This is a genomic window from Actibacterium sp., assembly GCF_055134745.1.
On record NZ_JBSRVX010000003.1, the window covers coordinates 1 to 26,341 of the forward strand.

27 protein-coding genes are annotated in these 26,341 nt (G+C 62.0%); 12 read left to right on the forward strand and 15 right to left on the reverse strand.

Annotated elements, in window-relative coordinates; genetic code table 11:
* The 4 genes from ACTCHC_RS00530 to rpsI form a co-directional block, all read left to right on the forward strand.
* Positions 1–296, forward strand: a 296-nt coding sequence (locus ACTCHC_RS00530; RefSeq protein WP_463020490.1) for a 2Fe-2S iron-sulfur cluster-binding protein, incomplete at its 5' end; no start/stop codon positions are given.
* A gap of 58 nt (positions 297–354) precedes the next feature.
* A complete protein-coding gene (locus ACTCHC_RS00535) occupies positions 355–1,602 on the forward strand; it encodes a cytochrome P450 (protein WP_463020491.1) in 1,248 nt (415 codons plus the stop codon).
* Between the two features lie 254 nt (positions 1,603–1,856).
* Complete coding sequence (gene rplM, locus ACTCHC_RS00540) at positions 1,857–2,321, forward strand: 50S ribosomal protein L13 (RefSeq protein WP_463020492.1); 465 nt, start codon at positions 1,857–1,859, stop codon at positions 2,319–2,321.
* A complete protein-coding gene (gene rpsI / locus ACTCHC_RS00545; RefSeq protein ID WP_463020493.1) occupies positions 2,321–2,803 on the forward strand; it encodes a 30S ribosomal protein S9 in 483 nt (160 codons plus the stop codon). The genes rplM and rpsI overlap by 1 nt, the downstream gene beginning before the upstream one ends.
* Positions 2,804–2,857: 54 nt before the next feature.
* Here rpsI and ACTCHC_RS00550 read toward each other — a convergent pair whose 3' ends face one another.
* Positions 2,858–4,759 (reverse strand): acyltransferase family protein, encoded by a 1,902-nt coding sequence (locus ACTCHC_RS00550; RefSeq protein WP_463020494.1) that lies wholly within the window; start codon positions 4,757–4,759, stop codon positions 2,858–2,860.
* A 140-nt stretch (positions 4,760–4,899) separates the two neighbouring features.
* On the reverse strand, positions 4,900–6,813 hold the full coding sequence (locus ACTCHC_RS00555) for an acyltransferase family protein (RefSeq protein ID WP_463020495.1): 1,914 nt from the start codon (positions 6,811–6,813) through the stop codon (positions 4,900–4,902).
* Between the two features lie 295 nt (positions 6,814–7,108).
* Here ACTCHC_RS00555 and ACTCHC_RS00560 point away from each other — a divergent pair, with 295 nt between their 5' ends.
* From ACTCHC_RS00560 to ACTCHC_RS00575, 4 genes are all read left to right on the forward strand, one after another.
* Positions 7,109–8,020, forward strand: coding sequence for a hypothetical protein (locus tag ACTCHC_RS00560; protein WP_463020496.1), 912 nt, complete (start codon positions 7,109–7,111; stop codon positions 8,018–8,020).
* Positions 8,021–8,138: 118 nt separating this feature from the next.
* Positions 8,139–9,029 carry an ABC transporter permease gene (locus ACTCHC_RS00565; RefSeq protein WP_463020497.1) on the forward strand — a complete coding sequence of 297 codons (891 nt, stop codon included), beginning with the start codon at positions 8,139–8,141 and terminating at the stop codon, positions 9,027–9,029.
* The gene (locus ACTCHC_RS00570; protein WP_463020498.1) at positions 9,026–9,835 is read left to right on the forward strand and encodes an ABC transporter permease; all 810 of its coding nucleotides are present in this window, start codon (positions 9,026–9,028) and stop codon (positions 9,833–9,835) included. Before ACTCHC_RS00565 ends, ACTCHC_RS00570 begins: the two co-directional genes overlap by 4 nt.
* An 8-nt stretch (positions 9,836–9,843) precedes the next feature.
* Positions 9,844–10,920, forward strand: coding sequence for an ABC transporter ATP-binding protein (locus ACTCHC_RS00575; RefSeq protein ID WP_463020535.1), 1,077 nt, complete (start codon positions 9,844–9,846; stop codon positions 10,918–10,920).
* A 72-nt stretch (positions 10,921–10,992) separates the two neighbouring features.
* Here ACTCHC_RS00575 and ACTCHC_RS00580 read toward each other — a convergent pair whose 3' ends face one another.
* The 6 genes from ACTCHC_RS00580 to ACTCHC_RS00605 form a co-directional block, all read right to left on the reverse strand.
* Entirely contained in the window at positions 10,993–11,610 is a 618-nt protein-coding gene (locus ACTCHC_RS00580; RefSeq protein WP_463020499.1) for a TetR/AcrR family transcriptional regulator, read from the reverse strand.
* The gene (gene ppk2 / locus ACTCHC_RS00585; protein WP_463020500.1) at positions 11,603–12,472 is read right to left on the reverse strand and encodes a polyphosphate kinase 2; all 870 of its coding nucleotides are present in this window, start codon (positions 12,470–12,472) and stop codon (positions 11,603–11,605) included. The genes ACTCHC_RS00580 and ppk2 overlap by 8 nt, the downstream gene beginning before the upstream one ends.
* 64 nt (positions 12,473–12,536) lie before the next feature.
* Positions 12,537–13,460 (reverse strand): homoserine O-acetyltransferase MetA, encoded by a 924-nt coding sequence (gene metA / locus ACTCHC_RS00590; protein ID WP_463020501.1) that lies wholly within the window; start codon positions 13,458–13,460, stop codon positions 12,537–12,539.
* Between the two features lie 31 nt (positions 13,461–13,491).
* Positions 13,492–14,364: an ATPase gene (locus tag ACTCHC_RS00595; RefSeq protein WP_463020502.1), complete on the reverse strand. Its 873-nt coding sequence runs from the start codon at positions 14,362–14,364 to the stop codon at positions 13,492–13,494.
* Positions 14,365–14,432: 68 nt separating this feature from the next.
* A complete protein-coding gene (guaA, locus tag ACTCHC_RS00600; protein ID WP_463020503.1) occupies positions 14,433–15,995 on the reverse strand; it encodes a glutamine-hydrolyzing GMP synthase in 1,563 nt (520 codons plus the stop codon).
* A gap of 61 nt (positions 15,996–16,056) precedes the next feature.
* Positions 16,057–16,356: a DUF6477 family protein gene (locus tag ACTCHC_RS00605; RefSeq protein WP_463020504.1), complete on the reverse strand. Its 300-nt coding sequence runs from the start codon at positions 16,354–16,356 to the stop codon at positions 16,057–16,059.
* A gap of 234 nt (positions 16,357–16,590) precedes the next feature.
* Here ACTCHC_RS00605 and ACTCHC_RS00610 point away from each other — a divergent pair, with 234 nt between their 5' ends.
* Both ACTCHC_RS00610 and lipA read left to right on the forward strand, forming a co-directional pair.
* Entirely contained in the window at positions 16,591–17,706 is a 1,116-nt protein-coding gene (locus ACTCHC_RS00610; protein WP_463020505.1) for a DUF6456 domain-containing protein, read from the forward strand.
* Positions 17,707–17,845: 139 nt separating this feature from the next.
* Positions 17,846–18,796: a lipoyl synthase gene (lipA, locus tag ACTCHC_RS00615; protein WP_463020506.1), complete on the forward strand. Its 951-nt coding sequence runs from the start codon at positions 17,846–17,848 to the stop codon at positions 18,794–18,796.
* 131 nt (positions 18,797–18,927) lie between these two features.
* Here lipA and ACTCHC_RS00620 read toward each other — a convergent pair whose 3' ends face one another.
* Positions 18,928–19,818 (reverse strand): c-type cytochrome, encoded by an 891-nt coding sequence (locus ACTCHC_RS00620; RefSeq protein ID WP_463020507.1) that lies wholly within the window; start codon positions 19,816–19,818, stop codon positions 18,928–18,930.
* 58 nt (positions 19,819–19,876) lie between these two features.
* Positions 19,877–20,353 carry a c-type cytochrome gene (locus ACTCHC_RS00625; RefSeq protein ID WP_463020508.1) on the reverse strand — a complete coding sequence of 159 codons (477 nt, stop codon included), beginning with the start codon at positions 20,351–20,353 and terminating at the stop codon, positions 19,877–19,879.
* A gap of 94 nt (positions 20,354–20,447) precedes the next feature.
* Here ACTCHC_RS00625 and ACTCHC_RS00630 point away from each other — a divergent pair, with 94 nt between their 5' ends.
* Complete coding sequence (locus ACTCHC_RS00630; RefSeq protein ID WP_463020509.1) at positions 20,448–21,308, forward strand: LysR family transcriptional regulator; 861 nt, start codon at positions 20,448–20,450, stop codon at positions 21,306–21,308.
* On the opposite strand, the gene ACTCHC_RS00635 is transcribed toward ACTCHC_RS00630, so the two are convergent.
* The 5 genes from ACTCHC_RS00635 to ACTCHC_RS00655 all read right to left on the reverse strand — a co-directional run bounded on the left by ACTCHC_RS00635 (position 21,309) and on the right by ACTCHC_RS00655 (position 25,544).
* On the reverse strand, positions 21,309–22,106 hold the full coding sequence (locus tag ACTCHC_RS00635; protein WP_463020510.1) for an enoyl-CoA hydratase-related protein: 798 nt from the start codon (positions 22,104–22,106) through the stop codon (positions 21,309–21,311).
* A gap of 33 nt (positions 22,107–22,139) precedes the next feature.
* A complete protein-coding gene (locus ACTCHC_RS00640) occupies positions 22,140–22,325 on the reverse strand; it encodes a hypothetical protein (RefSeq protein ID WP_463020511.1) in 186 nt (61 codons plus the stop codon).
* Between the two features lie 101 nt (positions 22,326–22,426).
* The gene (arsJ, locus tag ACTCHC_RS00645; protein WP_463020536.1) at positions 22,427–23,653 is read right to left on the reverse strand and encodes an organoarsenical effux MFS transporter ArsJ; all 1,227 of its coding nucleotides are present in this window, start codon (positions 23,651–23,653) and stop codon (positions 22,427–22,429) included.
* A 26-nt stretch (positions 23,654–23,679) separates the two neighbouring features.
* Entirely contained in the window at positions 23,680–24,687 is a 1,008-nt protein-coding gene (locus tag ACTCHC_RS00650) for an ArsJ-associated glyceraldehyde-3-phosphate dehydrogenase (protein ID WP_463020512.1), read from the reverse strand.
* Between the two features lie 11 nt (positions 24,688–24,698).
* A complete protein-coding gene (locus ACTCHC_RS00655) occupies positions 24,699–25,544 on the reverse strand; it encodes a metalloregulator ArsR/SmtB family transcription factor (protein ID WP_463020513.1) in 846 nt (281 codons plus the stop codon).
* Between the two features lie 408 nt (positions 25,545–25,952).
* Between ACTCHC_RS00655 and ACTCHC_RS00660 the strand changes: the two genes are divergently transcribed.
* The gene (locus ACTCHC_RS00660; protein ID WP_463020514.1) at positions 25,953–26,282 is read left to right on the forward strand and encodes a TfoX/Sxy family DNA transformation protein; all 330 of its coding nucleotides are present in this window, start codon (positions 25,953–25,955) and stop codon (positions 26,280–26,282) included.
* The last annotated feature ends 59 nt before the right edge of the window (positions 26,283–26,341 follow it).

The following is a 26,341-nucleotide window of genomic DNA, read 5'->3' on the forward strand; positions in this document are numbered from 1 at the left end:
CCGATGGCGAGAGACAGGAAGTGGAAGCCGTGCTGGGACAGTCGGTGATGCGCGCCGCTGTGGACAACAACATTCCCGGAATCGACGCCGATTGTGGCGGCATGTGCGCCTGCGCCACCTGCCACATCGCCGTTGACGAGGCCTGGCTGGCAAAAACCGGCAACCGCTCCGAGGCGGAAGAGTCGATGCTGACTTTTTTGCCCGAGGTTGATTTTCGCGGTCGGCTGGGATGCCAGATCGAGATGACCGAGGCCCTGGACGGGCTGGTCGTTCATCTTCCGATCGAGCAATTCTAGGCGACCATCTAGAATTATTTTCTAGGCGACCATCAGAATTCTTTGGGAGGAGAATAAAATGGCCCAATCTGCACTGCATGACAGCTCTATCAACGATATCCCGCTGAGCGAGCTTGACCCATCCGTACAACAGCGTTTCGTGGACGAAACCCAATGGCAGGTCTTCGATCGTTTTCGCGCCGAAGCGCCGATCTATTACCACACCAAGTCGCAATACGGCCCCTATTGGTCGATCACGCGATACAAGGACATCATGGATGTGGAAATGAACCACAAGGTATTTTCCAACGATGCCTCGGTCGGGGGCATCTGGATCAAGGAAATGCCGCAGGATGTCATCCGCAAAAGCTTTATCACGGCTGATCCGCCGGTGCATGACGAACAGCGCAAGGTGGTCAACCCCATCGTGTCGCCGTTCAACCTCAAGCGGCTGGAAGAAGAAATCCGCCACGAGATCTGCGAGGTTCTGGACGGGCTGCCGATCGACGAGGAATTCGATCTTGTGCCGCGGGTTTCGGTGGAAGTCACAGGCCGGGTTCTTGCCAGACTGATGGATTTCCCGATGGAAGACCGCCTTCTGCTGACCGAGTGGAGCGACCTTGTGAACCTTGATCTGGCCAGCCAGACCGAGATCAAGGACGAATATGACAAGCTCGCGCGAATGAAACCCTGCATCGAGTATTTCAAACGTCTGTATGACGAACGCAAGAACCTACCGCCGCAGCACGACCTGATTTCCATGCTGGCCCATTCACCGGCCACCTCCGATATGGAACCCCAGCAGTTCTTCGGCATGATGGTCTTGCTGATGGTGGGCGGTAATGACACCACGCGCAATTCGATCTCGGGCGGGGTGGCCGCGCTGAACGAATTCCCCGAGGAATACGCAAAGCTGCGCGCCAATCCCGAACTGGTCGACAAGATGGTGCCGGAAATCATCCGCTGGGTGACGCCGGTGGCCCATATGCGCCGCACTGCGGTCGCCGATATCAACTTCAAGGGGCACGACATCAAGAAGGGTGACAAGGTGATCCTGTGGTATCTGTCGGGCAACCGCGACGAAGACATGATCCCCGAGCCGTATCATTTCCGGGTTGACCGCGATAACCCGCGCCAGCATGTCGCCTTTGGCTTTGGCATTCACCGTTGTCTGGGCAATCGTCTGGCCGAGATGCAGCTGCGCATCCTGTGGCAGGAACTTCTGTCGCGCGGGCTGACGGTTGAATCACTGTCGCGTCCGGTGCGCCGGTTTTCGAACTTCGTTGTGGGGATCGACAGCCTGCCGGTGATTTTGCGCCGCACCTGAGCGCTTGGTTCATGACCTGAAGGAATGGCGCGGCGGTGCAGATCGTCGCGCCGTTTCTTTATGGCGTGTCCGTGAAGAGATATTCGCGATGCCTTATGGGGTATTTTAATACCATTATTTTAATGCATTGAAATCAAACAATTTATTAAAGGCGATGGCGCTTGACTGTGCCGCGGAAATGCTTAGAACCGGCGCATCAAAGTTTGCGGGCGGCCGTGGTGCCGTTTCGATCACAACCCCGATAGGTCCAAGATATGAAAACCTTTACCGCTACCCCGGCGGATATCGACAAGAAATGGATCCTGATCGACGCCGAGGGCGTCGTTCTGGGCCGTCTTGCCTCGATCGTCGCCATGCGCCTGCGCGGCAAGCACAAGCCGTCTTTCACGCCCCATATGGATATGGGCGATAATGTCATCATCATCAACGCCGACAAGGTGCAGATGACTGGCAAGAAGCGTGATGACAAGAAATACTTCTGGCACACCGGCCATCCGGGCGGCATCAAGCACCGCACCGCGCGCCAGGTTCTGGAAGGCGCCCATCCCGAGCGCGTCGTGACCAAGGCCGTGCAGCGGATGCTGCCGGGCAACAAGCTGTCGCGCCAGGTTATGACCAATCTGCGCGTCTATGCCGGAGCGGAACATCCGCATGAGGCCCAGCAGCCCGAAGTGCTGGACGTCAAATCCATGAACCCGAAAAACACGCGGAGCGCATGATGACCGAGCAAATGAATTCGCTGCAGGATCTGGCCGCCGTGTCAGGCGATGTCGCCCCGGCCGTTGAAGCCCCCCGTGAACCGGTCCGCGATGCGCTGGGCCGCTCCTATGCCACCGGCAAGCGCAAGGATGCGGTCGCCCGCGTCTGGATCAAGCCCGGTTCGGGCAAGGTTGTCGTCAACGACAAGGAAATGGCCGTCTATTTCGCCCGCCCGGTGTTGCAGATGATCCTGCGTCAGCCGTTCCAGGTGGCCGGTGTCGATGGTCAGTTCGACGTTCATGCCACCGTCAAGGGCGGCGGTCTGTCCGGCCAGGCCGGTGCGGTCAAGCACGGCATCTCGAAGGCCCTGCAACTCTATAACCCCGAACTGCGCGCCGCGCTGAAGGCCGCCGGTTTCCTGACCCGCGACAGCCGCGTGGTGGAACGCAAGAAGTTCGGCAAGGCCAAGGCCCGCAAAAGCTTCCAGTTCTCCAAGCGCTGAGGGCAGCCAAAGTCATGCGAAAGGCCCGCCATTGCGCGGGCCTTTTTCATATGGTCAGGATTCTTTCGGCCTAAGCCGCAGTTCCGAAAGAACCGCCTTGCCGATCAGCCGCGCACCTTCGGGGGCGAGATGCCCGTAATCGGTCAACAGCACATGCCCGTCCAGCATCGGGAAGCATTTCGGCCGGTCACCGCACAGGATGGGGGCAATCGGGATCACGCGGACATTGGCGGGCAGGTCGATCTGCGCGACAGACTGGTTGAACGCCTCTGCCGCGGACATGTCCAGCCGCAGGGCAGGGGCCATGTCGGGCCCCAGGAACGGATAGATCCTGTGCAGTTCCGGAAATTCCGGCATCGGCCCCATCAGGATGACATGGTCATAGCGCTTGGCCCAGTCGTTCACGACCGCCTGGATATAGGCGGGCGTGCGCTCGCCCCCCAGATAGCGGTTGCCAAGGATCACCATTGTTTCGCCATCGGCCGGAACACGCTGCGGCACAACCCGGTGAAAACCGGCCAGCAATTGGCGGCAGTCATGTGAAATCCAGAAATCTGCCAGCATCGAACAGCCATTGCCGGTCATCTGGCCCACGTCAAAACCAGCCATGCGCAGCGCATAGGCAAGGTTGGCGGCGTGGCTGTCACCGAAGACCACGATGTTCAGATCAGGCAGCGCCGGGTCGCGCCTTCCCAGGCAGGCCCAGTTTTCCATGAAAGGCCCGATGCGCTGATATTTCCCGCGTCCAGTGAAATGGCATTCACCGTCACGCAGGATCGCGGTGCGGTCTTCCTCCATCTTTATCAATTCGGCGAAGCGGTCCATCACGGCGGGCGGCAACCGGCCAGGTGCGGCTGGCGCCAGGCTGAACCAGATACCGATTGCGATCATTGCCGCCCCTGCGACGCCCGACGCGGCAAAGACACTTGCCCGGCGCGCAAAAAACGGCGCGGGCTTGGTCCGAAACGGCTGTTCGACAAAGCGCCAGCTGAACCAGGCCAGAACCAGGGCTGCGGCTGCCAGTGACATCATCAGCGCCATCGACGGTTCGCCGAATGTGCGAATACGCGCGAAGGCGAACAGCGGCTGATGCCACAGATAGGCCGAATAGCTGATCAGCCCCAAGCCGACGAAGGCGCGCAGCGACAAAAGGCGCGCCACCAGGGTTCCCGGCCCGGCAAACAGGATGATCAGCGCAGTGCCGCCCACCGGCGCCAGGGCATAAAGTGACGGAAAAGGTGTGCGTTCGTCATAGGCGAAGATCGCGAGCAGGATAAGCCCAAGACCGGCCAGCGACAGCATGTTACCGGCGCGCTGGGGGCGGCCGACCGACAGAAAGGCGCAGGCCGACCCGGCCAGCAATTCCCAGGCGCGGGTGGGCGGCAGAAAGAAATTGGCAACCTTGTAGGCGCGCGCGGCATATTCCGACAATCCCAGGCTAAGCACGGCAATCACCGCCACCGCCACGAAGACCCGCCGCCGCCCCAGGCGCCACAACAGCAGCAGGAACAGCGGGAACAACAGGTAATATTGTTCCTCGACCGCCAGTGACCAAGTGTGCAACAGCGGCTTTTCTGCGGCCGCACCATCGAAATATCCACTTTGCGACCAGAACAGGATATTCGATCCGAACAATGCCACGGCGACCAAGCTGTTGCCGAATTGCGAAAACTGCCAGGGCGTCATCCAGGCCCAGGCAAATGGTATGCAGCAAGCCATGACGACAAACAGCGCCGGCAGGATGCGCCGGGCGCGGCGTTCATAAAACCGCAGGATCGAGAAATCGTGGCGCTCCAGCTCGGCGATCAGGATCGCGGTGATCAGATAACCCGAGATGACAAAGAATACATCGACCCCGACATAGCCGCCGCTGAAAACGTTCAACCCGGCATGGAACAGGATCACCGGCAGCACCGCCACCGCGCGCAGACCGTCTATCTCGCGTCTGTATCGCATATTGCTTCCAGATATCTTCGCCCCGCCCGGGCAGATTGACCCACCTGTGCGCGAAGGCAAGTTTGGCATGATCCGCCACGCGAATTGATCTGCCGGGCCAGACAATCGCCAGCAGGATATGCGATTGTTCGGGCTGTCGGTCAGTTTTCAGGCAGCCCGGGAAACTGGTCCGCAGGCAGGATATCAGACAGTGCCGCGGCGATTTTCGGCCCCATCATCCGCGCGCCGGCCTGCGACAGGTGGCTGTGGTCCTGCAACAGGGTCTGGCCATTCAGGATCGGGTCGCAATCGGGGCGGGTGCCGCAAAACAGGGCCAGCGTATCAATGATCGTGACATTGGCCGGGATACGAAGCTGCGGCACCAGCCGCGCGAAGCTGTCTGCCGATGTCAGATCGCGCCGGATAAAGCGGCCAACCTTCGGGCCCATACGCGCATAGATGGTGGGATAATCGGGGAATTCGGGCATGGGTGAAAACCAGATCACGCGCGCATATCGGGCCGCCCAGTCATCCAGAACCGCCTGCAGATAGGGCAGGCTCAGTTCGGGGCCATCCAGCGCGTTGGCGATCAGCACCGTGGTCGCCCCCAGCGCGGCCATCCGGTCGTGAAACTCGCCCAGCAGGCGGCGGCAAGCATTATCGGTATCGCGCATGGCCAGCAACGGGCAGCTGTTGCCGGTCATCTGCCCGACATCAATACCGACCGAATGCAGGGCAAACACCTTGTCGGCGGCATGGCTGTCGCCGAACACCATGACGCGTGAGGGGCGCAGCGCCGACTCATCATCGGCAAGGCAGTACCAATGCGCCAGAAACGGACCGATCGTTGTATAGGTGCCATTCCCGCTAAAATGGCACTCGCCGTCACGGATCAGGGTATCGCGGGTACGATGCAGCTTCTTGATCTCGGCGGTGCGGGCATTCACCGCCTCGGGCACACGAAACTTCAGCCCCTCGCCCAGATGCACCCAGATCGCCACCGCGCCCAACACCGCCGCCACCGCGCCCGCCGATGCGAAAAGCGGGCCGCGCCGGGGCAGCAATCGGGCCGGTCTGCCGCGAAAGGGCTGTTCGACAAAACGCCACGTCCCCCAGGCCAGAACCAGCGCCGCAGCCGCCAGCGCGGTCATCACGCCGCGCCCGGGGTCGTATATCGAATGAATACGCGCAAAGGCGAACAGCGGCTGATGCCACAGATAGGCCGAATAGCTGATCAGCCCCAAGCCGACGAAGGCGCGCAGCGACAAAAGGCGCGTGGACCAGGTTTCGGGGCCGGAAAACAGGATGATCAGGGCTGTGCCCCCCACGGGCGCCAGCGCATAAAGCGACGGAAACGGCGTGGTGTCGTCAAAGGCGAAGATCGCATACAGGATCAACCCCAGCCCCGCCAGCGACAGCACCTGATGCCCGCGCGGCGCGCGCCCCGCCAGCACAAAGGCGCAGGCCGATCCGGCCAGCAATTCCCATGCGCGGCTTGAGATCAGAAAGAAGTTCGCCCCCGACCATTGCCGCCAGCCATATTCGGCGATGATCAGGCTGAGGGCGCCCAATGCGGCGGTGGCCCAGAAAGCCCGCTTGCGCCCAAAGCGCCAGATCAGGGCCAGAAACAGCGGGAACAGCAGATAATACTGCTCTTCGACGGCCAAAGACCAGGTATGCAACAGTGGCTTGAGATCGGCGGCCTGATCGAAATAGCCGCTTTGCAGCCAGAATATGACGTTCGACACGAAGAACAGAACCGCGATCAGGCTTTGCGCGAACTGGTCGAACTGCCAGGGCGCCATCCAGGCCCAGCCAAAGGGCAGGCTGCAGGCCAGAACGGTGAAAAGCGCGGGCAGGATGCGCCGCGCCCGGCGTTCATAAAAGCGCAGGACAGAGAAATCGCCGCGCTCCAGTTCGGCAATCAGGATCGAGGTGATCAGATAGCCGGAGATGACGAAGAACACGTCGACGCCGACATAACCGCCGCCAAACACCTGAAATCCGGCATGAAAAAGAATAACGGGGATGACGGCAATGGCCCTCAGCCCGTCAATTTCGCGCCTGTATTGCATGATATCGATTCTGTTTCGTTCCGGCCTGGCGATGGTTGTGTCAGTTTGCCCGGCGGACAAGGCGATAATTTGACAGAACCCCGCCTGACTGCGTCAATCCGCCGGAATTTGCCAAGCCATACAGCGCAAAGGCGCGGCCCGCGTGACTTGACTTGAAAGGCAGAGGGGGCATTATCGGGGCTGTAGCGCGAATTGCTGTGCCGCAATTTCAGGGCCGGGCGGGCTTTGCCGACCATGCGCAAGGGGTATGGGGCCTGTTGGCTGTATTGTTCGACAAATCATTCGGGGGATGACCATGACCGATATCACACACCCAACCCGGCTACGGGCGCCGTTCAGGCTGATCGGCCGTATCGCATCGGCCGCCGCGCTGATCCTTTCGGCGGCCGCATCGGGGGCCAGCGCCCAACAGGCCGATGAAATGCCGCTGCGCACGGCGGATGGGCGCATCATCGTGTTCTCGAATTTCTATAACCCCAAGGTTCAGGATCAGAACCTTTATAATTACAGGGTCGGCCGCCTTGCCGCGCTGAGCGCCCTGAGCGGCAATGCCGAGATCCTCAAACAGGATAATGTCGCGGTCAGCGCGCTGTCATTGTTCGAGCCGCAGCAAATCCGCGATATCGTCTATTCCAGCGCGGATAATCTGAACCAGTATATCACACGCAATCTGGACAATAATCCCTTGCAGGCGGCGATGGGCAATCAGTTGTTCAGTCAGCTGACCCCGTTCCAGGCCCGGCGGGTGGGCGACAAGGTGCGTGCCGGGCTGCCCAAGATCATCGAAAGCGAGGGCAGCACCGGTGAACTGGCCGTGCGCGTCTATTGCCAGATCCCGCTGGGTGTCTACGATTTCACTCAAGAGGCCTATCCGCTGTCGGGCAATCCGAACTATACCCAACAGGTTTGCGCCAATCCCTCGATCGGGATGCCGCTGACGGTTCAGGGCACGATCCGTGCCCAGCTTGCGCCGTTTCCCGCCGTTCTGAAAATGCCCCCCGAGAAGGCCGAAGCCCTGCTGACCGCACTGAACAACCAGCCCAATGTCATCGTCGGCTATGATGCAACGATCAGCCCAAGCTGGAACACACAGAATCCGCAATATCCCAGTGTCGAATTCAGGCTGACCGGGCAGGGGCCATACCGCCTGTTTACCCCCGACGATCTGATGAGCGAACAGTTCACCGTGCCCGTATCGGGGCAATAGCACATCGCGCGCCCGCCACATCGCACCGGTTCTGCGGGCGCGCAATTTTCCATTTGCACTTGCCGCGATTTGGGTGAAATCATCCGGCTGGAAACGGGGATCGGGGCGATGGGGTCTGATGGCTGAACTGGGCGGCAGACTTGGGCGTTGGCGCAGGGGCGACGCGGCCAGTGGCTATCTTTTGATCAGCCCGCCGCTGATCTACACGTTTGCCCTGCTGGCGGTGCCATTGGCGACGATCGCCTTGTTCAGCTTCTGGACGCAGGATTACCTGACCATCATCAAGACCCCGACGCTGGCCAATTACCGCGAGGCGCTGACCGATCCGCTGTATCGCGAATTGATGCTGCGCTCGTTGTTGATCTCGGGATCGGTGACGGTGGCCACGGTGCTGCTGGCCTTTCCGATTGCCTATTTCGTGTCGTTTCACGTGCCGCCCGCGCGCAAATCGCTGTGGATCTTCCTGATCACCATCCCGTTCTGGACATCCTATCTGATCCGAGTATTCCTGTGGAAGGTGATCCTTGGCTATAACGGCGTGCTGAACACCACGCTGCAAGGCGTTGGATTGATTGACGAACCACTGACGGTGATCCTGTATAACGCCAATGCGGTCGTCATAACGCTGGCCCATGCCTATGCGCCCTTTGCCATCCTGCCGATCTTCGTTGCGCTGGAAAAGATCGACCGCTCGCTGCTGGAGGCCTCGCTTGATCTGGGTGAAAACCGGGTGACCACCTTCCTGCGGGTGACGTTGCCGCTGGCGATGCCGGGCGTGGTGGCGTCGGTGCTGATCGTGTTCATCCCGACTATCGGCGATTATGTCACGCCGCGACTGGTGGGCGGGCCGGGCGGGCTGATGATTTCCAACATGATCCAGACCCAGTTCCTGAAACTGAACAACGCCCCAATGGGGGCGACGCTGGCCATTCTGGCGATGCTGATCGTGGGGGCCATCGCGCTGATCTTCGTCGCGCTGAACCGCCGGTTTCTGCGAGGTGCCCGATGAAGGGCGGCTGGCTGCGGTTCTATGCCGTCTTTTATCTGCTGTTTTTATATGCGCCGATCCTGCTTTTGCCGGTTTTTGCGTTCAACAGTTCAACCATCATCGCTTTCCCGCTGTCGGGATTCACGCTGGACTGGTTCGCGCAACTGGCCGAAATCCCGGCCCTGCATGCCGCCGTTCTGAACAGCCTGGCTATCGCGGTGACCACTGCGATTCTGGCGACCGTGCTGGGCATCTGCGCCGCACGGGCCGGCGCGCGCTATGAATTTCCCGGCAAGAAGGGCATCACCGGCCTGATCATGCTGCCGCTGGTCATGCCCGAGATCATCGTGGCCGTGTCGCTGCTGGTGGTGCTGACCAAGGTTCTGGGCATCAACCCGTCAAGCTGGACAATCATTGCCGGGCATGTGCTGATGTGCACGCCCTTTTCCATCGCGATCCTGAATTCGGCCTTCCAGAACCTGGACCGGTCGCTGGAAGAGGCCGCCATAGACCTGGGTGAAACCCCGTGGAGCACGTTTCGCCTGATCACGCTGCCGCTGGTCATGCCGGGGATCGTGTCGTCGCTGCTGATTTCCTTTACCATCAGCCTGGACGAGTTCATCATCGCCTTTTTTCTGTCGGGCAGCGAGCCGACCTTGCCGGTCTATATCTGGAGCCAGCTGCGCTTTCCCCAGAAGCTGCCGGTGATCATGGCCCTTGGCACCATTCTGGTGGCCTTGTCGGTGATCCTGCTGACAGCTGCGGAATATTACCGGCGCCGGGGCGTCAAACGAACGGGCGGCCAGGATACAGGGGGCTTCTTGTGAAAAGACCGATGATCGAGCTGCGCGACGTGCAGAAATATTATGGCGACTATCACGCGCTGCGCGGCATCAATGCCACCATCAGAGCGGGCGAGTTTTTCTCGCTGTTGGGGCCGTCGGGCTGTGGCAAGACCACGCTGTTGCGGGTGATCGCCGGGTTCGAGGCCGTGTCGGAAGGTGTCGTGCTGATCGACGGGCGGGATATGGCGACCGTGCCGGCCAACCAGCGCCCGACCAATATGGTGTTTCAGTCCTATGCGATCTTTCCGCATCTGAGCGTGGCGCAGAATGTGGGGTTCGGGTTGCGGCGCGAACCGGGCACCGCGGCCGAGAAAGCCGCGCGTGTGGCCGAGGCGCTGGATATGGTCGGGCTGGGGGGGTATGGCGCGCGCGCGGCCCATGCCCTGTCGGGCGGGCAGCGCCAGCGGGTCGCGCTGGCCCGCGCGCTGATCCTGAAACCCAAGGTGCTGTTGCTGGACGAGCCGCTTTCGGCGCTGGACAAGAAAATGCGCGAACAGATGCAGGTCGAACTGATCAAGCTGCAGCGCCATGTCGGGATCACCTTCATTCTGGTGACTCATGATCAGGAAGAGGCGCTGGTGATGTCGGACCGGATCGCGGTGATGTTCGACGGCCAGATCGCCCAGATGGACGACCCCGAGGTGCTGTATCGCCGCCCCAATTCACGCCGGGTGGCCGATTTCATCGGGGTGATGAACTTTCTGCCTTCACAGGTAGTGTCGCAGACCGGCGACCAGTTCGAGGTCGAGGTGGGCGGGCTTGGCCGTTGCACGATTCCCGCCGCGCAGGCCGCCGCCGCCATTGCCGGGGGCGAGGCCAGCGTTGGCTTTCGCCCTGAAACGCTGACCTTGCTGTTCGAGGGCCAGAAGGGCACGGCCCGCGAAACCCCGGGCGTGGTCGAAGAGGTCGTCTATTACGGCGACATGACCTATTACGATGTGCGGCTGGACGGGGTGGCGCGGCCGGTGCGGATTTCGATGCGCAATGTGATCGGGCGCGATGTTCTGGCGGTGGGCGCACGCACCCGTGTGGGCTGGGATGAACGCGCGCTGGTGCTGTTCCGCTAACATGGATCGGCGAAGAATTTTCTCGAAAATTCTTCCATGCGAAAAATCTTCGGGAAGATTTTTCCGCCCGTCTCAGGCGTCGGGCGCGATCAGGCCCAGCCCGCGCAGATAGATCCCGATGCCGGTTTCCAGCAATTCCTCGGGTGGAAAGGGCGTGCGCGCGCCAGGTGTGCCGCGGGCGTATAGTTCGACGACGCCGTGGCTCATCGCCCAGATATGGGCCGAAAACATTGCCGCCGGTGGGCGTTTTTCAGGGGGGATATGTTTGGTCAGATCGCCGGCCGCCCGTTCCAGAATGCCGTTGGCGCGCATCGCGACCCGCGCCAGTTCGGGGTTGGTGTTGACCGATATCCCGCTTTCGAACATCGCCATGTAATGGCCGGGATATTTGCGGGCAAAGGCCAGATAGGCGCGTCCGGTGGCCTCGAAGCTGGCCAGGGCCGATGGCTGGCCTTTCTCATAGGCGTATTCCATCAGATCGGCAAAAATTTCATATCCTTGCCGTGCCGCTTCGGCGATCAGGTCTTCACGGCCCTGAAAATGGCGATAGACCGCCGCCGGGGTCACGCCGGCCACCTTGGCGGCCTCTGACAGGGTAAAGCCTTGCGGGCCCTTTTCCTCGATCAGCGACAGTGCTGCATCGACAAGGGCCTGCCGCAGATTTCCGTGATGATAGCCGCGCTTAGACATCCCAGATATCGGGGCCTCCGACGATGGCGGGGTCGGGCGCGTGAACGACCTTGTGCGATTTTCCGGGATAGTCGAACCCGTGCAGCACAAACCGGATCGCCTCGACCCGGGCGCGGCGCTGATCGTCGGCGCGCACGATGGTCCAGGGGGCCTGATCGGTATGGCTGCGCTCGAATGTTTCCCGGATCGCGGCGGAATAGGCATCCCATCTTTTCAGCCCGTCAATGTCGATCTGCGACAGTTTCCATTGTTTCAGCGGGTCTGATTCACGTTCCAGAAAGCGTTTGAGCTGTTCGGCGCGCCCGACATTGAGCCACAGCTTGACCAGATGCAGGCCTTCCTCGACCAGCATGCCTTCGAAGTCGGGCAACTGGCAAAAGAAGTGTTCGCGCTGTGTGGGGGTGCAAAAGCCGAAGACATGTTCGACCACCGCCCGGTTATACCAGCTGCGGTCGAAAAACGCGATTTCACCCGCACTGGGCAATTGCGCGACATAGCGCTGGAAATACCATTGCCCGGCCTCGCGATCGGTTGGCTTGGACAGGGCCACGATACGGGCGACACGAGGATTAAGATTTTCGCTGAACCGCTTGATCGTGCTTCCTTTTCCTGCTGCATCACGGCCTTCGAACACGATCACGACACGCTGGCCGGTTTTCTGGACATGGGCCTGGAACTTGGCCAGTTCGATCTGCAGATCGTCGAGCTGGTCCTGATAGTCATCCTTGTCCATGACCTTGTCATAGGGATAGCTGTCGGACAGGATATCTTTCTTGCCGCCGTCCCGCAGGGCCTTGCGGATCTCCTTGGGGGCCTCGTGTTCGGCAAAGGCGCTGATGGCGCCGTCAAAGGGCAGTGTCATGGCCGCGCTCCCTCATCTTGTTTGTGCCAGTATGAACGCCGTTGCATGGCGCGGCAATCCACCCTCAGGTGCCGATCAGCGACGGATCGAACGGGGTCGACTGGTAGATCTCGTTGATCCAGTTGCCATACAGAAGATGTGCATGGCTGCGCCAGCGGTTCAGCGGCGGGCGGCTGGGGTCGTCATCAGGATAGTAATTCTGCGGCACGTTGATCGGGGTGCCATTGGCGATGTCGCGGTCGTATTCCTGTTTCAGGGTGTCGCTGTCATATTCAAAATGATTGAATATATACAATGCCCTGTGCGCCGTATCTTCCACAAGGCAGGGGCCGGCCTGCTCGCTGCCCAGCAGGGTGACAAGGCCCGCAACCGCGTCGATCTCTTCCTGGCGCATCTCGGTCCAGCGACTGACCGGTATCACGAAATCATCCGAAAACCCGCGCAGATAGGGGCTGGATGGGGCCAGGTTGGTATGGCGGAAACAACCGAACAGCTTGTGATCCAGCAGGTGCTTCTTGACTCCGTGGAAATGGTTGATCATCGCCATCCCCCCCCAGCAGACGCCAAAGGTTGAATGAACATGCGTCTGCGTCCAGTCGAATACCTGCTTCAACTCATCCCAATAAGTTACTTGATCGAAAGGCAAATGCTCTATCGGGGCACCGGTGATGATCAGCCCGTCGAATTTCTCGCCGCTGGCCAGAACGTCGCAAAACGGACGATAAAAGGTTTCCATATGTTCTGCGGCGGTATTGCGGGCCTGATGTTCCGACATGCGGATCAGCGATAGTTCGATCTGCAACGGCGTGGCCCCGATCAAGCGGGCGAACTGGGTTTCGGTCTGAATTTTTCGGGGCATCAGGTTCAAAAGCCCGATCCGCAGTGGCCGGATTTCCTGTTCGGCCGCGCGCCCTTCCTCCATCACCATGACCCCTTCGCGTGTCAGCACGTCGAAGGCGGGCAGGGATGAGGGCAGCTTTATGGGCATCGGACGATCCTGAATTATGCGAAAGCATCAGTTATGTGGTTTTGGCGCTGGCCTCAAGGGATCGGGAAATCAATGCCGTAAAGTCATCTTGTGTGGTGACTTTGGCCACATCATGCGCGCTGATGCGTATGCCCCAGTGATCGGCCATCGCACGATAGCGCGGCGCGCGGTGGGCTAGGGCGCGCGCATAGGTCCAGCGCACGAAGGCATCGGGGTCAACCTGGGCTTCCGTCTGGCCGTGTCGGGCAAGATAGTCCTGCCAGCACTGCACCAGGAATTCGGGCTGGTAATACATCGGCTTTGGCGCGCGATCAAAGCGGCGGATCAGGGCGTCGGTATGGGCCTCGTCGCCCTCGATCCAGACCAGCAACAGGTTTTTGGCCAGCGTTGTCAGAACCGGGTCGGCGGGGTCGTCGGGGTCGACCACCTCGCAGATTGATCCGCCGCTGTCGCAGATGAAATTGTCATAACCATACAGATCCTGCGCGCGGTCGATGAAATGCGGCGTGTCCAGCAGCGCGTTAATTTCAGCAACGCGGTGCTGTTCCTGGCGTTTCTGGTATTCGGCAAAGCGCAGCCCGCCCTTGGCCGGATCGCCCGGCTTGCCCAGATAGGTGGACAACGGCGCCAGATTGTCGAAGGTGATGTTGGACTGGATGAACACGCTGTCGGTCATCAGCAGATCGCGCAACAGCGGCACGCGCATCGCTTCGCGTTTGAAATTGTCGGCGATATGTTCGCCCATGTATCGGGTGCCGATCCGGTAATCGATCGAATAATGGAACCAGCCCCCCGCATCGCGCAGCAGGGTTGACAGATGGGTTTTGCCCAAGCCCGACATGCCGAACAGCAGCACCCGCTTGCGGTCTGCCGCCTGCCAGTCTTTTGCCGATTGGTAAAGCATCGCCTGATCCCGTTTCTGCCCCGGCCCATGTGGTAGCCATCAGGCGCAAGCCGGTCAATGGCGCGGGATCATTCCCATTCGATCGTGCCCGGCGGTTTGGAGGTGATATCATAGGTCACGCGGTTGATGCCCTTGACCTCGTTGATGATCCGCGTCGCGGTTTCACCCAGAAAATCATGGGTGAAGGGATAGTAATCCGCCGTCATCCCGTCCACCGATGTCACCGCGCGCAGGGCGCAGGCGAAATCATAGGTCCGCCCGTCGCCCATCACGCCCACGGTGCGCACCGGCAGGATGGCGACAAAGGCCTGCCAGATGTCATCATACAGCCCATGGCGGCGGATCTGGTCGATATAAACCGCGTCGGCCTTGCGCAGGATTTCCAGCTTTTCGCGGGTGATCTCGCCCGGGCAACGGATCGCGAGGCCGGGGCCGGGAAACGGATGGCGGCCGATGAAGCTGGCGGGCAGGCCCAGTTCGTGGCCCAAGGCGCGGACCTCGTCCTTGAACAGCTCGCGCAGCGGTTCGACCAGTTTCAGGCCCATCTTTTCGGGCAATCCGCCGACATTGTGATGCGATTTGATGGTGACCGACGGGCCGCCGCTGAAGGACACAGATTCGATCACATCAGGGTAAAGCGTGCCCTGGGCCAGGAATTTCGCGCCGCCGACCTCGGCCGCGTGTTTCTGGAACACGTCGATGAACAGCTTGCCGATGGTCTTGCGTTTTGTTTCCGGGTCGGAAACGCCATCCAGCGCCGACAGAAACAATTCCTGCTCATCGGCATGGATAAGCGGCATGTTGTAATGGTCGCGGAACATTTTCACGACCTCTTCGGCCTCGCCCTGCCGCAACAGCCCGTGATCGACGAAAACGCAGGTCAGTTGATCGCCGATGGCTTCGTGGATCAGCACGGCGGCCACCGATGAATCGACCCCGCCCGACAGCCCGCAGATCACCTTGGCATCGCCGACCTGTTCGCGAATCTTTCGGATCGCCTCGTCCTTGTAGGCATCCATCGTCCAGTCGCCGGTAAAGCCCGCCAGCCGGATGAAATTCTCGTACAACGTCTTGCCATTCGGGGTGTGATGCACCTCGGGATGGAATTGCACGGCATAAAAATTGCGCGACAGATCGGCGGTTACCGCAAAGGGTGCATTGGGCGAGGTGCCGTAAACCGCAAAGCCGGGCGCGATGGCCGATACGTGGTCGCCATGGCTCATCCAGACCTGTTCGCGCCCTTCCAGAAACCAGCCGGTCAGCAGGTCTATCCGTTCATCCGCGGGGGTGACATAGGCGCGGCCAAATTCGGCGGTGCCATGGCCGCGCTCGACCTTGCCGCCCAGCATCTGCATCATCACCTGCTGGCCATAGCAGATGCCAAGGATCGGCACGCCCAGATCAAAGACCGAGGCCGGCGGGCGCGGCGATCCGGCGTCGATCACGCTGGCCGGGCCGCCCGACAGGATCACCGCCTTGGGTCCGAAATCGGCCAGAAAGGCATCTGTGACCTTCTGGAAGGGGTGAATTTCGCAATAGACGTTCAGCTCGCGCAGGCGGCGCGCGATCAGCTGCGTCACCTGGCTGCCAAAGTCGATGATCAGAAGGCGGTCATGCGATGGATTTGTCATGCAGGGCTGATAATGCGCAGCCCTGCAAAGCGCAAGTAGGACCGGCTAGCCAGGGCCGGTATCAAGCCTCGTTCTGGTGCTGGGGCTGCGGGATCAGCCGCGCTTCGGCCATCATCGCGATCAACAGGTCGATATGATGCGCGATGCAATAGCTCGACTGGCCCGCCCGGCGCGATTGTTCGATCTGCTCCTCCTGCTCCAGCAAAACGCCCAGCGCCTGTCGCGGCGGCAGCAACCGGGACGGCCGCACAAGCCGCGTCAGGTCACGCTCTCGCCGGTATTCGGCCAGACCGCAGCGGGCGGCGCGGATCAAAAGCCGTGGGCGGCGCAGATTGCTCAAAAGGGTTATCGGATCGGTCATCTTTGTCTCCTGCGACTGCTGAGACATGCATGGTTATACAACTTTGGGTGGTGTTGCGTTTTGCGGCTTGTCTGCGTTCGCACCGATCAGAAAAGTTTATCATTTTATAACAATTGTAACTGCAGGGCCCGGCATTAACACCTTGGTAACAAAAACAACCATAGCGTGCATATTGCCGGTTTATCGCAGGTCGTCCGGACGGGCGGATATCATGGGGGCGTCGCAAGGGTGAAAATGCGTCAGATGGCAAAATGCGGGGCGGACTCGCCGGCATGGGTGCCGGCCCCGGCGCTGTGGTATCTGTCGCATACAACCGCCCGATGTTCGATCCGGGCGCTGGCGCGGCAGGAAAACCGCCATGCCTCGACGATCCTGCGCCACGTCCGGCGGCTGGAACAGCGCCGGGACGATCCCCTGATCGACACCGGCCTCGAAAGGCTGGGCCGGGTTCTGTTTTCCGAAATATCAGACAAGGATTGCATAGAGATGACGGCACAAACGCGTTCTTCGGCCCGGCTTGCAGATGAAACCACGATCGAACGCGAGGCCCGGCGCATCTTGCGCCGCCTGTCGGAACCGGGCGTCTTTCTGGCAATCGCCCCCGATCTGGAAAATGCGGTTCTGTTGCGCGATATCCCCGGCGGCGACCCCGCGCGCCTTGCGGTTCTGACGCGCAATATCGCCGAGGCTTTCGCGTTGAAAGACTGGATCGCTTGCGCGCGCCCCGGTCGCGTGGCCACCTATCGGATCACGCAGGCCGGGCGCGCCGCGCTCAAGCGTCTGCTGGCCGCCGACCCGGCGCAACAGCATGGCTTTGCCGAGGCCCCGGCGCCCTTTGCCGACCAGCATCGCGACTGGGACAGCCGCCAGATGACCGCCCCCGACGAGGATCAGCCGCGCCGGATGCGCTATAACGCGGCGGAATCGCCGCTGGCCCTTCTGGCGCGCCGCCGCGACAGGGATGGCACCCCTTTCCTGAGCCCCGAGATGGTCAGCGCCGGCGAGCGCCTGCGCGAGGATTTCGAACTGGCGCAGATGGGGCCGCGCGTGGCCCAGAATTGGGACAGATTCCTGACCGGCGCGGATCGTGGGGCCTTCAATCCGGCATCCGGCCCCGCTCGCGGCCCGCAGGGCGCGCGCGACCGGGTGGCGGCGGCACTGCGCGATCTGGGTCCCGGCCTGGGCGATGTCGTGCTGCGCTGCTGTTGTTTTCTGGAAGGAATGGAAGCGGCCGAAAAACGCATGGGCTGGTCGGCGCGCTCGGGCAAGATCGTGCTGCGCATCGCGCTGATCCGCCTGGCGCGCCATTACCGGGAACTGGCCGGATCGGATGCCGATCTGATCGGCTGAGGGCAAGGGGGCAGGGACGTTATCGCGTCTCGCCCGTTTTTGCGGCCCGCCGTGAGGCGCGGGAATTGCGGCAATGCGCAAATCGCTGGTTACATTTGCGCCGCGGGCGGTTACTTATTGGCCAACCAAGAGGCCCGTCATGCGTGATCTGAAAATTCCCGGCCAGCGCCACCCCGAAAAGGCGCATCGCGCCGATACCGCCCGCCTGCCCAAACCCGACTGGATCAGGGTCAAGGCGCCGACCTCGGCCGGATATCGCGAAACCCGCGACATCATGCGCGAACACAAGCTGACAACTGTCTGCGAAGAGGCCGGCTGCCCCAATGTCGGCGAATGCTGGAGCCAGGGCCACGCCACCATGATGATCATGGGCGAGATATGCACCCGCGGCTGCACCTTTTGCAACGTGGCCACCGGCCGGCCCGATGCGCTGGACGTGTTCGAGCCGGGCCGTGTGGCCGATGCCGTCAAGAAGCTGGGCCTGAATCATGTGGTGATCACAAGCGTGGACCGCGATGATGTGGCCGATGGCGGGGCCGAACATTTCGCCCAGACCATTCGCGCGGTCCGCCGCCAGGCCCCCGGCACCACCATCGAGATCCTGACGCCCGATTTCCTCAAATGCGGACCCGAGGCGCTGGAAACGGTGGTGGCGGCCAAACCGGATGTATTCAATCATAACCTGGAAACCGTGCCGGGCCTCTATCCGCAGGTCCGACCGGGCGCGCGCTATTTCCATTCGCTGCGACTGTTGCAGCGTGTCAAGGAACTTGACCCGACCATGTTCACCAAATCGGGCATAATGGTCGGTCTGGGCGAGGACCGGCAGGCCGTGCAGCAGGTGATGGATGACATGCGCGCCGCCGATATCGACTTTCTGACCATCGGCCAGTATCTGCAGCCGACATCCAAACACCATGCGGTGCATCGCTTCGTCACGCCCGAAGAATTCGCCGCCTATGAAAAGGCCGCCTTCGGCAAGGGGTTCCTTATGGTGTCGGCCACGCCGCTGACCCGGTCGAGCTATCACGCCGGCGATGATTTTGCCCGCCTGCGCGCTGCCCGGCTGGCAAAGCTGGGCCTGGCCTGATTCAGCGTCAAGACATCCGTCTGTGCAGGCAGGGGTTCAGTCGCGCTCCGCGCGGGGGTATTTGCACCAAGAATAAGCCCCATGTTTATTCTTGGCAAAAATACCCATTCATCTGTGCCGGGGTCGCTGCATCAGCGCGGGGGCGCCAGGGCCTTCAGATAGGCGGCCAGCGCCGCGCGGTCAGTGGCGGGCAGATGCGCCATGTTTTCGACCACGGCCGCCATATGGCCGCCGACGGTATCGAATTCGGGGGTAAAGCCGGTTTCGAGGTAATAGGCGATCTCGGCTTGCGACCAGTCCAGCGCGCCGGGGGTAATGTCGGGGATGGTGCCGCTGCCATTGGGGTTGGGCGCGCCTGACAGCCAGCTGTCGCGGCGCAGCCCGCCCAGGGCGTTGCGCGGCGTGTGGCATTCGCCGCAATGGGCCAGGGCTTCGGCCAGATATCTTCCACGGCTTTCTTCGGCGGTCAGATCGCCCGACACCACCGGACCCGGGCGCAGGAACAGCAGTTTCCAGCCGCCCAGGCTGCGGCGGATATTGAAGGGAAAGCCCACCTTGTGCGGCTGGCTGGCGGTGGCGTCCGGCGGCAGGGTTGCCAGATAGGCATGGAGATCAGAGATATCCTGCGGCGTGGCATTGATATAGGCGGTATAAGGCAGCACCGGATAAAGATGTGCGCCATCGGGCCTTAGCCCGCGTTGCAGCGCGTTGCCCAGATCAAGCACCGACCACGCGCCGATCCCGTGGATCGGGTCGGACGAGATATTGGGCGCCACGAAGGTGCCAAAGGGGCTTTGAAAGTGCTGCCCGCCGCTGAGGATCAGCTTGTCGGGGCCTGTGGCCCCTTCGGCGGCGTGGCACGAAGCACAGCCGCCCGCCCAGAACACCTGTTCGCCGCGCTGCGCTTCGCCGGTCAGGCCGGCATAGGTGTCGGCGGGCAGGGGGCGCGGGCGGGTGACGGCCCAGCCGGTGACAAGGCCGATCACGGCCAGCAGGGCAAAAACGCGGGCTATCCGTCGCATCGCTTGTCCCCCGGTTGGGATGATCCGGACGGCCGGATACGACCGGCCGGATCAAGGATCATTCCGGCGCGCGATAGGCCTTGTGGCAGGCGCCACAGGCCTGACCGACCGGGCCAAGGGCGGCCTGCAGTGCGGCCAGATCGGTGGTGGCGGCCGTTTCAAGGGCTGCGGCGGCCTCCGCCAGATCCCTGGCCATCTTGCCGACATCGCTGCCTGCTTCCCAGATGGCGGGCAGGGCGCGGGTATTGTCAGCCGACATGTTATCCGACCCCGGCAGCCAATAGGCCATGCCGTTCAGTGTGGTCAGTTTGGCCAGGTTTCCGGCCGCCGCCCCGGCCTGTGCCGCGTCATAGGGAATTTCACCCTTGGCCATGGCCCCCAAGGCGCCAAGATTGAAGGCGTAAAGATCCATCTGGGCCTGGCGCGCCTTGATCGCGGCCTGAATGGCCTTTTCGTCAGCACTTTGGCCGATTGCGGCCCCGGCCAGCAGGCCAAGCCCAATACCGGCGGCAAGAAGGGTGCGGAAAACAGTCATACCAGTCTCCTGACAAAAAGTTGTGTATGACCAAAACTGTAGCTGTGCGAATAGAAAATAACAGTCGTCAATAATGCAGTGCGGATGTGTGAAAATGCGCAAGGACAACTGGGATGATCTGCGATTTGTGCTGGCGGTGGCCGAAAATGGCACGGTCAGCGCGGCGGCGCGCGAACTGGGGGTGAACCATGCCACGGTTCTGCGCCGTGTGGCCGCCTTCGAGGAACGCCACGGTGCGCCGGTCTTTGATCGCACCGCGCAGGGCTATGCCATTCGTCCCGACCGGCTGCGGCTGATCGAGGCGGCGCGGGGGGTGGAAACGGCCGTTCTGTCGGTGGCCCGGATGATCGGTGGGGATGACACGCCGGTGGCCGGTGATGTGCGGGTGACATCGACCGATACCTTCTGTCTGTCGGTATTGCCCGGCATGCTGGCCGCCATCCAGGGGCAGTTCAGCGGATTGCGGGTGTCGTTGCTGTGTTCCAACGATCATCTTGATCTGTCGCGCATGCATGCCGATATCGCCGTGCGCCCGGCCGAGCGCCTGCCGGACGGGGTATTGGGCGAGGTGGCCGCGCAACTGGGGTTTGGCATCTATGCCGCACCTGGGATCGGCGAGAGCTGGCTGGGCATCAGCGGTGCGCCGGGGCGTGCGCCGGTGGGGCGCTGGCTGGCCGCGCATCTGGACGGGCGGCCGGTGGCCGGGATGTCGGACAGTTTTCCGGTGCTGCGCGAAATGGCGGCACGTGGCCTGGGGCGGGCGGTGTTGCCGCGCTGCCTGGGGGACGGCGATGACCGGCTGCAGCGGGTGATGCCGCAGACAGATCTGCCTGCGGTGAACATCTGGGTGGCCAGCCATGCCGATCTGGCTGATGTGCCGCGCATCGCCGCATTGCGCCGCGCCCTGACCGGGGCGCTGCAGGCGGCGGCGCCGCAACTGGCCGGTGCGGACTGATCAGCGCCCGTGAAACACCGGTGCGCGTTTTTCGACAAAGGCGGTCATGCCTTCGCGGGCGTCGTCCATTTCGATGCAGATGTTCTGGACCAGCGTTTCGCGGTCCAGCGCGGCCTGCAGGCTGGGCGCATCGACGCATTCGCGCAGGCTTTGCTTGGCAAAGCGGATCGCCATTGGCGGCCCGGCAGCGATACGTTCGGCCAGCGCCATGACGGTTTCCATCAGATCGGCGGCGGGCAGAACCCGCGATACCAGACCTATGCGAAGGGCCTCGTCGGCGTCGATCAGGTCGCCGGTGAAGATCAGTTCGGCAGCCTTGGCATGGCCGACGATACGCGGCAGGAAATAGCTGGCCCCGAAATCGGGATGCACGCCGCGTTTGACGAAAGCCTGTGAAAAACTGGCCGTATCGGCGGCATAGCGGATATCGGCCGCCAGTGCGAGGCTCATCCCTGCACCGGCAGCCGCGCCGTTGACGGCGGCGATCACCGGTTTGGTGCTGTCATGAATGGCGTGCACCATCCGGTCGCGGATGGGGGCGTATTTTTCGATGAAGGGGCGCGGGGTGCCTGCCGCAAAATCGCGGGCGAAATCCTTGACATCGCCGCCTGCGCAAAACCCGGCACCCGCGCCGGTCAGAACGATGACCCGCACGGCATCATCCGCCTCGGCCCTGGCAAAGGCGTCGATGAAATCCTGCCGCAGCGTGCCGCCAAGGGCGTTGCGCCGGTCGGGGCGGTTCATGGTCAGCACGGCGACATGGCCGCGCAGCTCGTATATCAGGTTTTCAAAGCTCATCTTGGTCTCCTCCTTGATCTGTAAAGGCGGGCGTCAGCGGTTGATGATCCGGCCGCGCACCGGCTGATCCAGTGTCAGCCAGTCTGGCCAGCCGATAACCCGCTCAAACGCCAGCAGGATCAGGCAGGCCGCCACGACGCCCAGCACCAGCTTGACCCGCTTGGCCGAAGGCGGGTTGCGCGCCCATCGCGACATGCGCAGAAACTGGCGGGGGTTCATGGGGTCTCCGGCGGCGTGTCATGCCTGAAAGGGGGCGGGGTGTTCATACACCCAATGCCTGCCCGAAACCCGCCGCAAGGGCAAGCCCCGCACCGGTGTCATCAGCCCTTGCGGGGCAAGCGCCGCACGATCAGGAAACTGGCAGCCGCCATCACGCCCGCCGTGCCAAGGCACAGCGGCAGGCCGCCGATCTGATAGCTGAGGCCTGACAGAAGCGTGCCCAAAAGCCGCCCCGCCGCGTTCGACATGTAATAGAATCCGACATCCATCGTCACCCGTTCGGCCTTGGTAAAGGCCAGGATCAGATAGGAATGGATCGAGGAATTCACCGCGAAGACAAAGCCGAAGACCAGCAGCCCGATGACCAGCGTGATGGTCAGCCAGCCTTGCGGCGACCCTGCCGCCAGCGCGGCCAGCGCCAGCGCAAAGGGGATCAGCGTCAGCCAGCCCGCCCAGCCCGATGCCAGCGCGGCGATCTGGGACAGCGATTTGTCGCGCGCGCCCAACAGGCGCGGCGCGGCAGCCTGCACCGCGCCATAAAGGATGATCCAGATCGCCATGAAACTGCCGATCAGGAAAAAGGCGTTGCGGTTTCCCGCCACCGTGCCATCCGACAGCACCGCATAGAAATAGATCGGGATGCCGACCACAAACCACACATCGCGCGCGCCGAACAGGAACATGCGCGCCGCCGACAGCCGGTTGATGTTGGCGTCCTTGGAAAAGACCTGTGAAAATTTCACCCCCTTGGTGCCGCGCGGCAGGCCTGCGGGCATGAACAGCGCCACCGCGGCCAGGATCACCGCCAGAACCGCCGCCATCGCCAGCACCGATGCCGTAAAGCCCAGCAGCCCCAGCAGCGCGGTGCCCAGCAGGAACCCCAGCCCCTTGACCGCGTTCTTCGATCCGGTCAGCGCCGCGACCCAGCGAAACAACGCGCCCTCGGACGGGGCCAGCAGCTTGACGGCGGATTTCGACGACATCTTGGCCAGATCCTTGGCCACGCCCGATGCGCCCTGCACCGCCATCACGAAGACCACCGATGTTGCCACCGACCAGCCCGGGTCAAGCCGCGACAGCGCCAGCAATGCGCCGACCTGCAGCGCCAGTCCGGCATAAAGCGTGGCATTCAGGCCAAAGCGTGCCGCCACCCAGCCCGCCGACAGGTTGGTGACCATGCCCATGAATTCGTAAAGCAGAAAGAGATAGGCCAGCTGGACCGGCGAAAAGCCCAGTTCATGAAAATGCAGCAGCACCAGCATCCGCAGCGCGCCATCGCTGAGCATGAAGGCCCAATAGGCGGCCGTGACCGCGATATAGGCCGCCATTCCGTCGCGCGGTTTCGCGGCCACGCTCACATCCGCCCCGCGACCAGACGCGCCACATCGGCCAGACGGCAGACATAGCCCCATTCATTGTCATACCAGGCATAGATCTTCACCTGGGTGCCGTTCACCACCATCGTGCAGCCCGCATCGACGATCGAGGACCGCGGATCGTTCAGATAATCGGCCGAGACCAGCGGCCGCGTCTCGTATCCCAGAATGCCTTTCAGCGGCCCGGCGGCGGCGGTGGCAAAAAGGGCGTTGACCTCATCCACGCTGGTCTTGCGTTTCACCTCGAACACGCAATCGGTCAGGGATGCATTCAGCAGCGGCACCCGCACCGCATGGCCGTTCAGCCGGCCCGCCAGTTCGGGATAGATCAGCGTGATCGCGGTGGCCGATCCGGTGCTGGTCGGGATCATCGAATTCAGCGCCGATCTTGCGCGGCGCATGTCCTTGGCCGGGCGGTCGATGATGGTCTGGGTATTGGTCACGTCATGGATCGTGGTGATGGACCCGTGTTCGATGCCCAGGCTTTCATGGATCACCTTGACCACCGGGGCCAGGCAGTTCGTGGTGCAACTGGCCGCGGTCACAAGGTCCTGGCTGCCGTCGTAAAGGTGATGGTTGACGCCATAGACCAGGTTCAGAGCGCCGCCATCCTTGACGGGCGCCGATACCACAACCTTTTTCACCCCCGCCGCGTAATAGGGCGCGATCTTGTCGGCGGTCTTGAAAACCCCCGTGCAGTCGATCACCAGATCGACGCCCAGTTCCCTCAGCGGCAGGTCTTCGATCCGCCGCTCATGCGTCAGGCGCATTGTGTGGTCGTTCACCGTCAGGGTTTGCGACCCATGCGCGATCCGCCCCGGCCAGCGCCCATGCACCGTATCGAATTCCAGCAGCAGCGCATGCTGTTCGGGCGAGCCTGTGGGATCGTTCAGCAGAACGATATTGCCCGGAAGCCCCGCATCGAACAGGGCGCGCAGCAGCAGCTTGCCCATCCGGCCCAGACCGTTGATGGCGATGTTGACCATTGGATCGTCCTTCATGCGGGTTCGTCTGACATCTGCCCGATATCGTCGAGCCGGGCTTGCAGCGACAGTTTATCAAGCTGTGATATCGGCAATGCGACAAAGGCCTGAATGCGGCGGCGCATCTGGGCATAGGTCGCGGCAAAGGCCAGCGCCTTTTCGGCATCGCTGCCCGTGGCCTTGACCGGATCGGGCAGGCCCCAATGGGCGGTGACGGGCTGGCCGGGCCAGGGGGGGCATTCCTCATTGGCGGCGCCGTCGCAGACGGTGAACACGAAATCCATCACCGGCGCGGTGCCGGTCTGAAATTCGGCGATGTTCTTGGCGCGCAAGGTGCCGATATCATGGCCATTGCGGCGCAGCAGATCGACCGCAAAGGGGTTGAGTTCGGAATAGGGCCGGGTTCCTGCCGAAAAGGCATGGAAGCGGCCGGCACCCTCTTTGGCCAGAATGGCTTCGGCAAAGATCGACCGGGCGGAATTGCCGGTGCAGATGAAAAGAACGTTGAAGGTTTTATGGGGCATGACCGGTTCCTGCGACAGAAGGCGTGCGGTTCGTGGTGCGCACAGATCGGGACGGCCGCGACAGCAATCGGCGACCAGAAAGTCGATCAGACCGCCCATGCGGGCGATGTGAAGGCTGTAATATATGGATGTGCCGTCGCGCCGCGACGTTACCAGCCCGGCGCGATCAAGCGCCCCCAGATAGACCGACAGCGTGCTGAGCTTGATCCCCAGCGCCTCGGCGATCTCGGTGGGGCGCACGCCATCGGGGGTTCGGCGCGCCAGAAGGCGCAGCACCGACAGCCGCCCTTCATGGGCCAGAGTCGAGAGAATCAGGGTGGCTTCATTCGTTTCCATAATTCATGAATATATGAAATAAAGGGTGAGGCAAGAACAATCGCACCGTCGCGACAGTGACTATATCGCAACGCCGATCACAATTCAGATATCGCATCTGATTTCTCCCCTCTGGTGCCATAGTTGTGTGGTGCCGTCCGCTTGCAACGTCACCCAACGAGGAGTAACGGGTGCGCCCAGAGGCAGTCAGGCATATCAAATAGCCTGTTCAAGGAAAAAGAAGATGGCAACGCAGACCCTGAAACAGATCAAACCGGCGCCGCAACCCGTCGCCGCAAAGCCCGCCCAGCCGATCGCCGCGCCCAAGCCGGTGATCTATAAGGATTGGGCCAGCATCTGATCCGCGCCGGGCTTTTCGGATGACGCGCAGGCGGATATGATCGCCCTGCCATCCAGCGCCGAGGCCCGATGACAACGCCGATTTCGACCATCCGCAATCTAGGCCCGGCAACCGAGGCCGCCTTTGCCCGTGCCGGAATTCATTCGGCCGAAGAGCTGCGCGCATTGGGGGCGGATGTCGGCTATGCGCGGCTGTTGCAGGCGGGCGAGCGGCCGCATTTCATCGGCTATTACGTGATCGTGATGGGGTTGCAGGGACGGCCCTGGACCGATTGCAAGGGGGCCGAAAAAGCGGCCCTGCGCAAACGGTTCGACGCGCTGAAGGCTGAACATGGCACGGGCGGGCAAAGCGCGCTGGAAACCATCCTGAACGAGATCGGCGTGGTGGCGCGGCGCTGACAAGAAAATTCACGAATTTTCCTGACCGGTTTTTCTGCGAAAAACCGGGCCTGCGGCGC

What these genes read in the sequence shown, in the direction of transcription:
- ACTCHC_RS00655 (WP_463020513.1), bottom strand. Translation starts at nt 25,544, where the DNA reads ATGGAAACGAATGAAGCCACCCTGATTCTCTCGACTCTGGCCCATGAA.
- ACTCHC_RS00550 (WP_463020494.1), bottom strand. Translation starts at nt 4,759, where the DNA reads ATGCGATACAGACGCGAGATAGACGGTCTGCGCGCGGTGGCGGTGCTG.
- ACTCHC_RS00630 (WP_463020509.1), top strand. Translation starts at nt 20,448, where the DNA reads ATGCGCAAGGACAACTGGGATGATCTGCGATTTGTGCTGGCGGTGGCC.
- ACTCHC_RS00575 (WP_463020535.1), top strand. Translation starts at nt 9,844, where the DNA reads ATGATCGAGCTGCGCGACGTGCAGAAATATTATGGCGACTATCACGCG.
- lipA (WP_463020506.1), top strand. Translation starts at nt 17,846, where the DNA reads ATGCGTGATCTGAAAATTCCCGGCCAGCGCCACCCCGAAAAGGCGCAT.
- ACTCHC_RS00605 (WP_463020504.1), bottom strand. Translation starts at nt 16,356, where the DNA reads ATGACCGATCCGATAACCCTTTTGAGCAATCTGCGCCGCCCACGGCTT.
- ACTCHC_RS00570 (WP_463020498.1), top strand. Translation starts at nt 9,026, where the DNA reads ATGAAGGGCGGCTGGCTGCGGTTCTATGCCGTCTTTTATCTGCTGTTT.
- rpsI (WP_463020493.1), top strand. Translation starts at nt 2,321, where the DNA reads ATGACCGAGCAAATGAATTCGCTGCAGGATCTGGCCGCCGTGTCAGGC.
- ACTCHC_RS00565 (WP_463020497.1), top strand. Translation starts at nt 8,139, where the DNA reads ATGGCTGAACTGGGCGGCAGACTTGGGCGTTGGCGCAGGGGCGACGCG.
- metA (WP_463020501.1), bottom strand. Translation starts at nt 13,460, where the DNA reads ATGCCCATAAAGCTGCCCTCATCCCTGCCCGCCTTCGACGTGCTGACA.
- rplM (WP_463020492.1), top strand. Translation starts at nt 1,857, where the DNA reads ATGAAAACCTTTACCGCTACCCCGGCGGATATCGACAAGAAATGGATC.
- ACTCHC_RS00555 (WP_463020495.1), bottom strand. Translation starts at nt 6,813, where the DNA reads ATGCAATACAGGCGCGAAATTGACGGGCTGAGGGCCATTGCCGTCATC.
- ppk2 (WP_463020500.1), bottom strand. Translation starts at nt 12,472, where the DNA reads ATGACACTGCCCTTTGACGGCGCCATCAGCGCCTTTGCCGAACACGAG.
- ACTCHC_RS00635 (WP_463020510.1), bottom strand. Translation starts at nt 22,106, where the DNA reads ATGAGCTTTGAAAACCTGATATACGAGCTGCGCGGCCATGTCGCCGTG.
- ACTCHC_RS00620 (WP_463020507.1), bottom strand. Translation starts at nt 19,818, where the DNA reads ATGCGACGGATAGCCCGCGTTTTTGCCCTGCTGGCCGTGATCGGCCTT.
- ACTCHC_RS00535 (WP_463020491.1), top strand. Translation starts at nt 355, where the DNA reads ATGGCCCAATCTGCACTGCATGACAGCTCTATCAACGATATCCCGCTG.
- ACTCHC_RS00640 (WP_463020511.1), bottom strand. Translation starts at nt 22,325, where the DNA reads ATGAACCCCCGCCAGTTTCTGCGCATGTCGCGATGGGCGCGCAACCCG.
- ACTCHC_RS00650 (WP_463020512.1), bottom strand. Translation starts at nt 24,687, where the DNA reads ATGGTCAACATCGCCATCAACGGTCTGGGCCGGATGGGCAAGCTGCTG.
- arsJ (WP_463020536.1), bottom strand. Translation starts at nt 23,653, where the DNA reads ATGGCGGCCTATATCGCGGTCACGGCCGCCTATTGGGCCTTCATGCTC.
- ACTCHC_RS00660 (WP_463020514.1), top strand. Translation starts at nt 25,953, where the DNA reads ATGACAACGCCGATTTCGACCATCCGCAATCTAGGCCCGGCAACCGAG.
- ACTCHC_RS00610 (WP_463020505.1), top strand. Translation starts at nt 16,591, where the DNA reads ATGCGTCAGATGGCAAAATGCGGGGCGGACTCGCCGGCATGGGTGCCG.
- guaA (WP_463020503.1), bottom strand. Translation starts at nt 15,995, where the DNA reads ATGACAAATCCATCGCATGACCGCCTTCTGATCATCGACTTTGGCAGC.
- ACTCHC_RS00580 (WP_463020499.1), bottom strand. Translation starts at nt 11,610, where the DNA reads ATGTCTAAGCGCGGCTATCATCACGGAAATCTGCGGCAGGCCCTTGTC.
- ACTCHC_RS00595 (WP_463020502.1), bottom strand. Translation starts at nt 14,364, where the DNA reads ATGCTTTACCAATCGGCAAAAGACTGGCAGGCGGCAGACCGCAAGCGG.
- ACTCHC_RS00625 (WP_463020508.1), bottom strand. Translation starts at nt 20,353, where the DNA reads ATGACTGTTTTCCGCACCCTTCTTGCCGCCGGTATTGGGCTTGGCCTG.
- ACTCHC_RS00560 (WP_463020496.1), top strand. Translation starts at nt 7,109, where the DNA reads ATGACCGATATCACACACCCAACCCGGCTACGGGCGCCGTTCAGGCTG.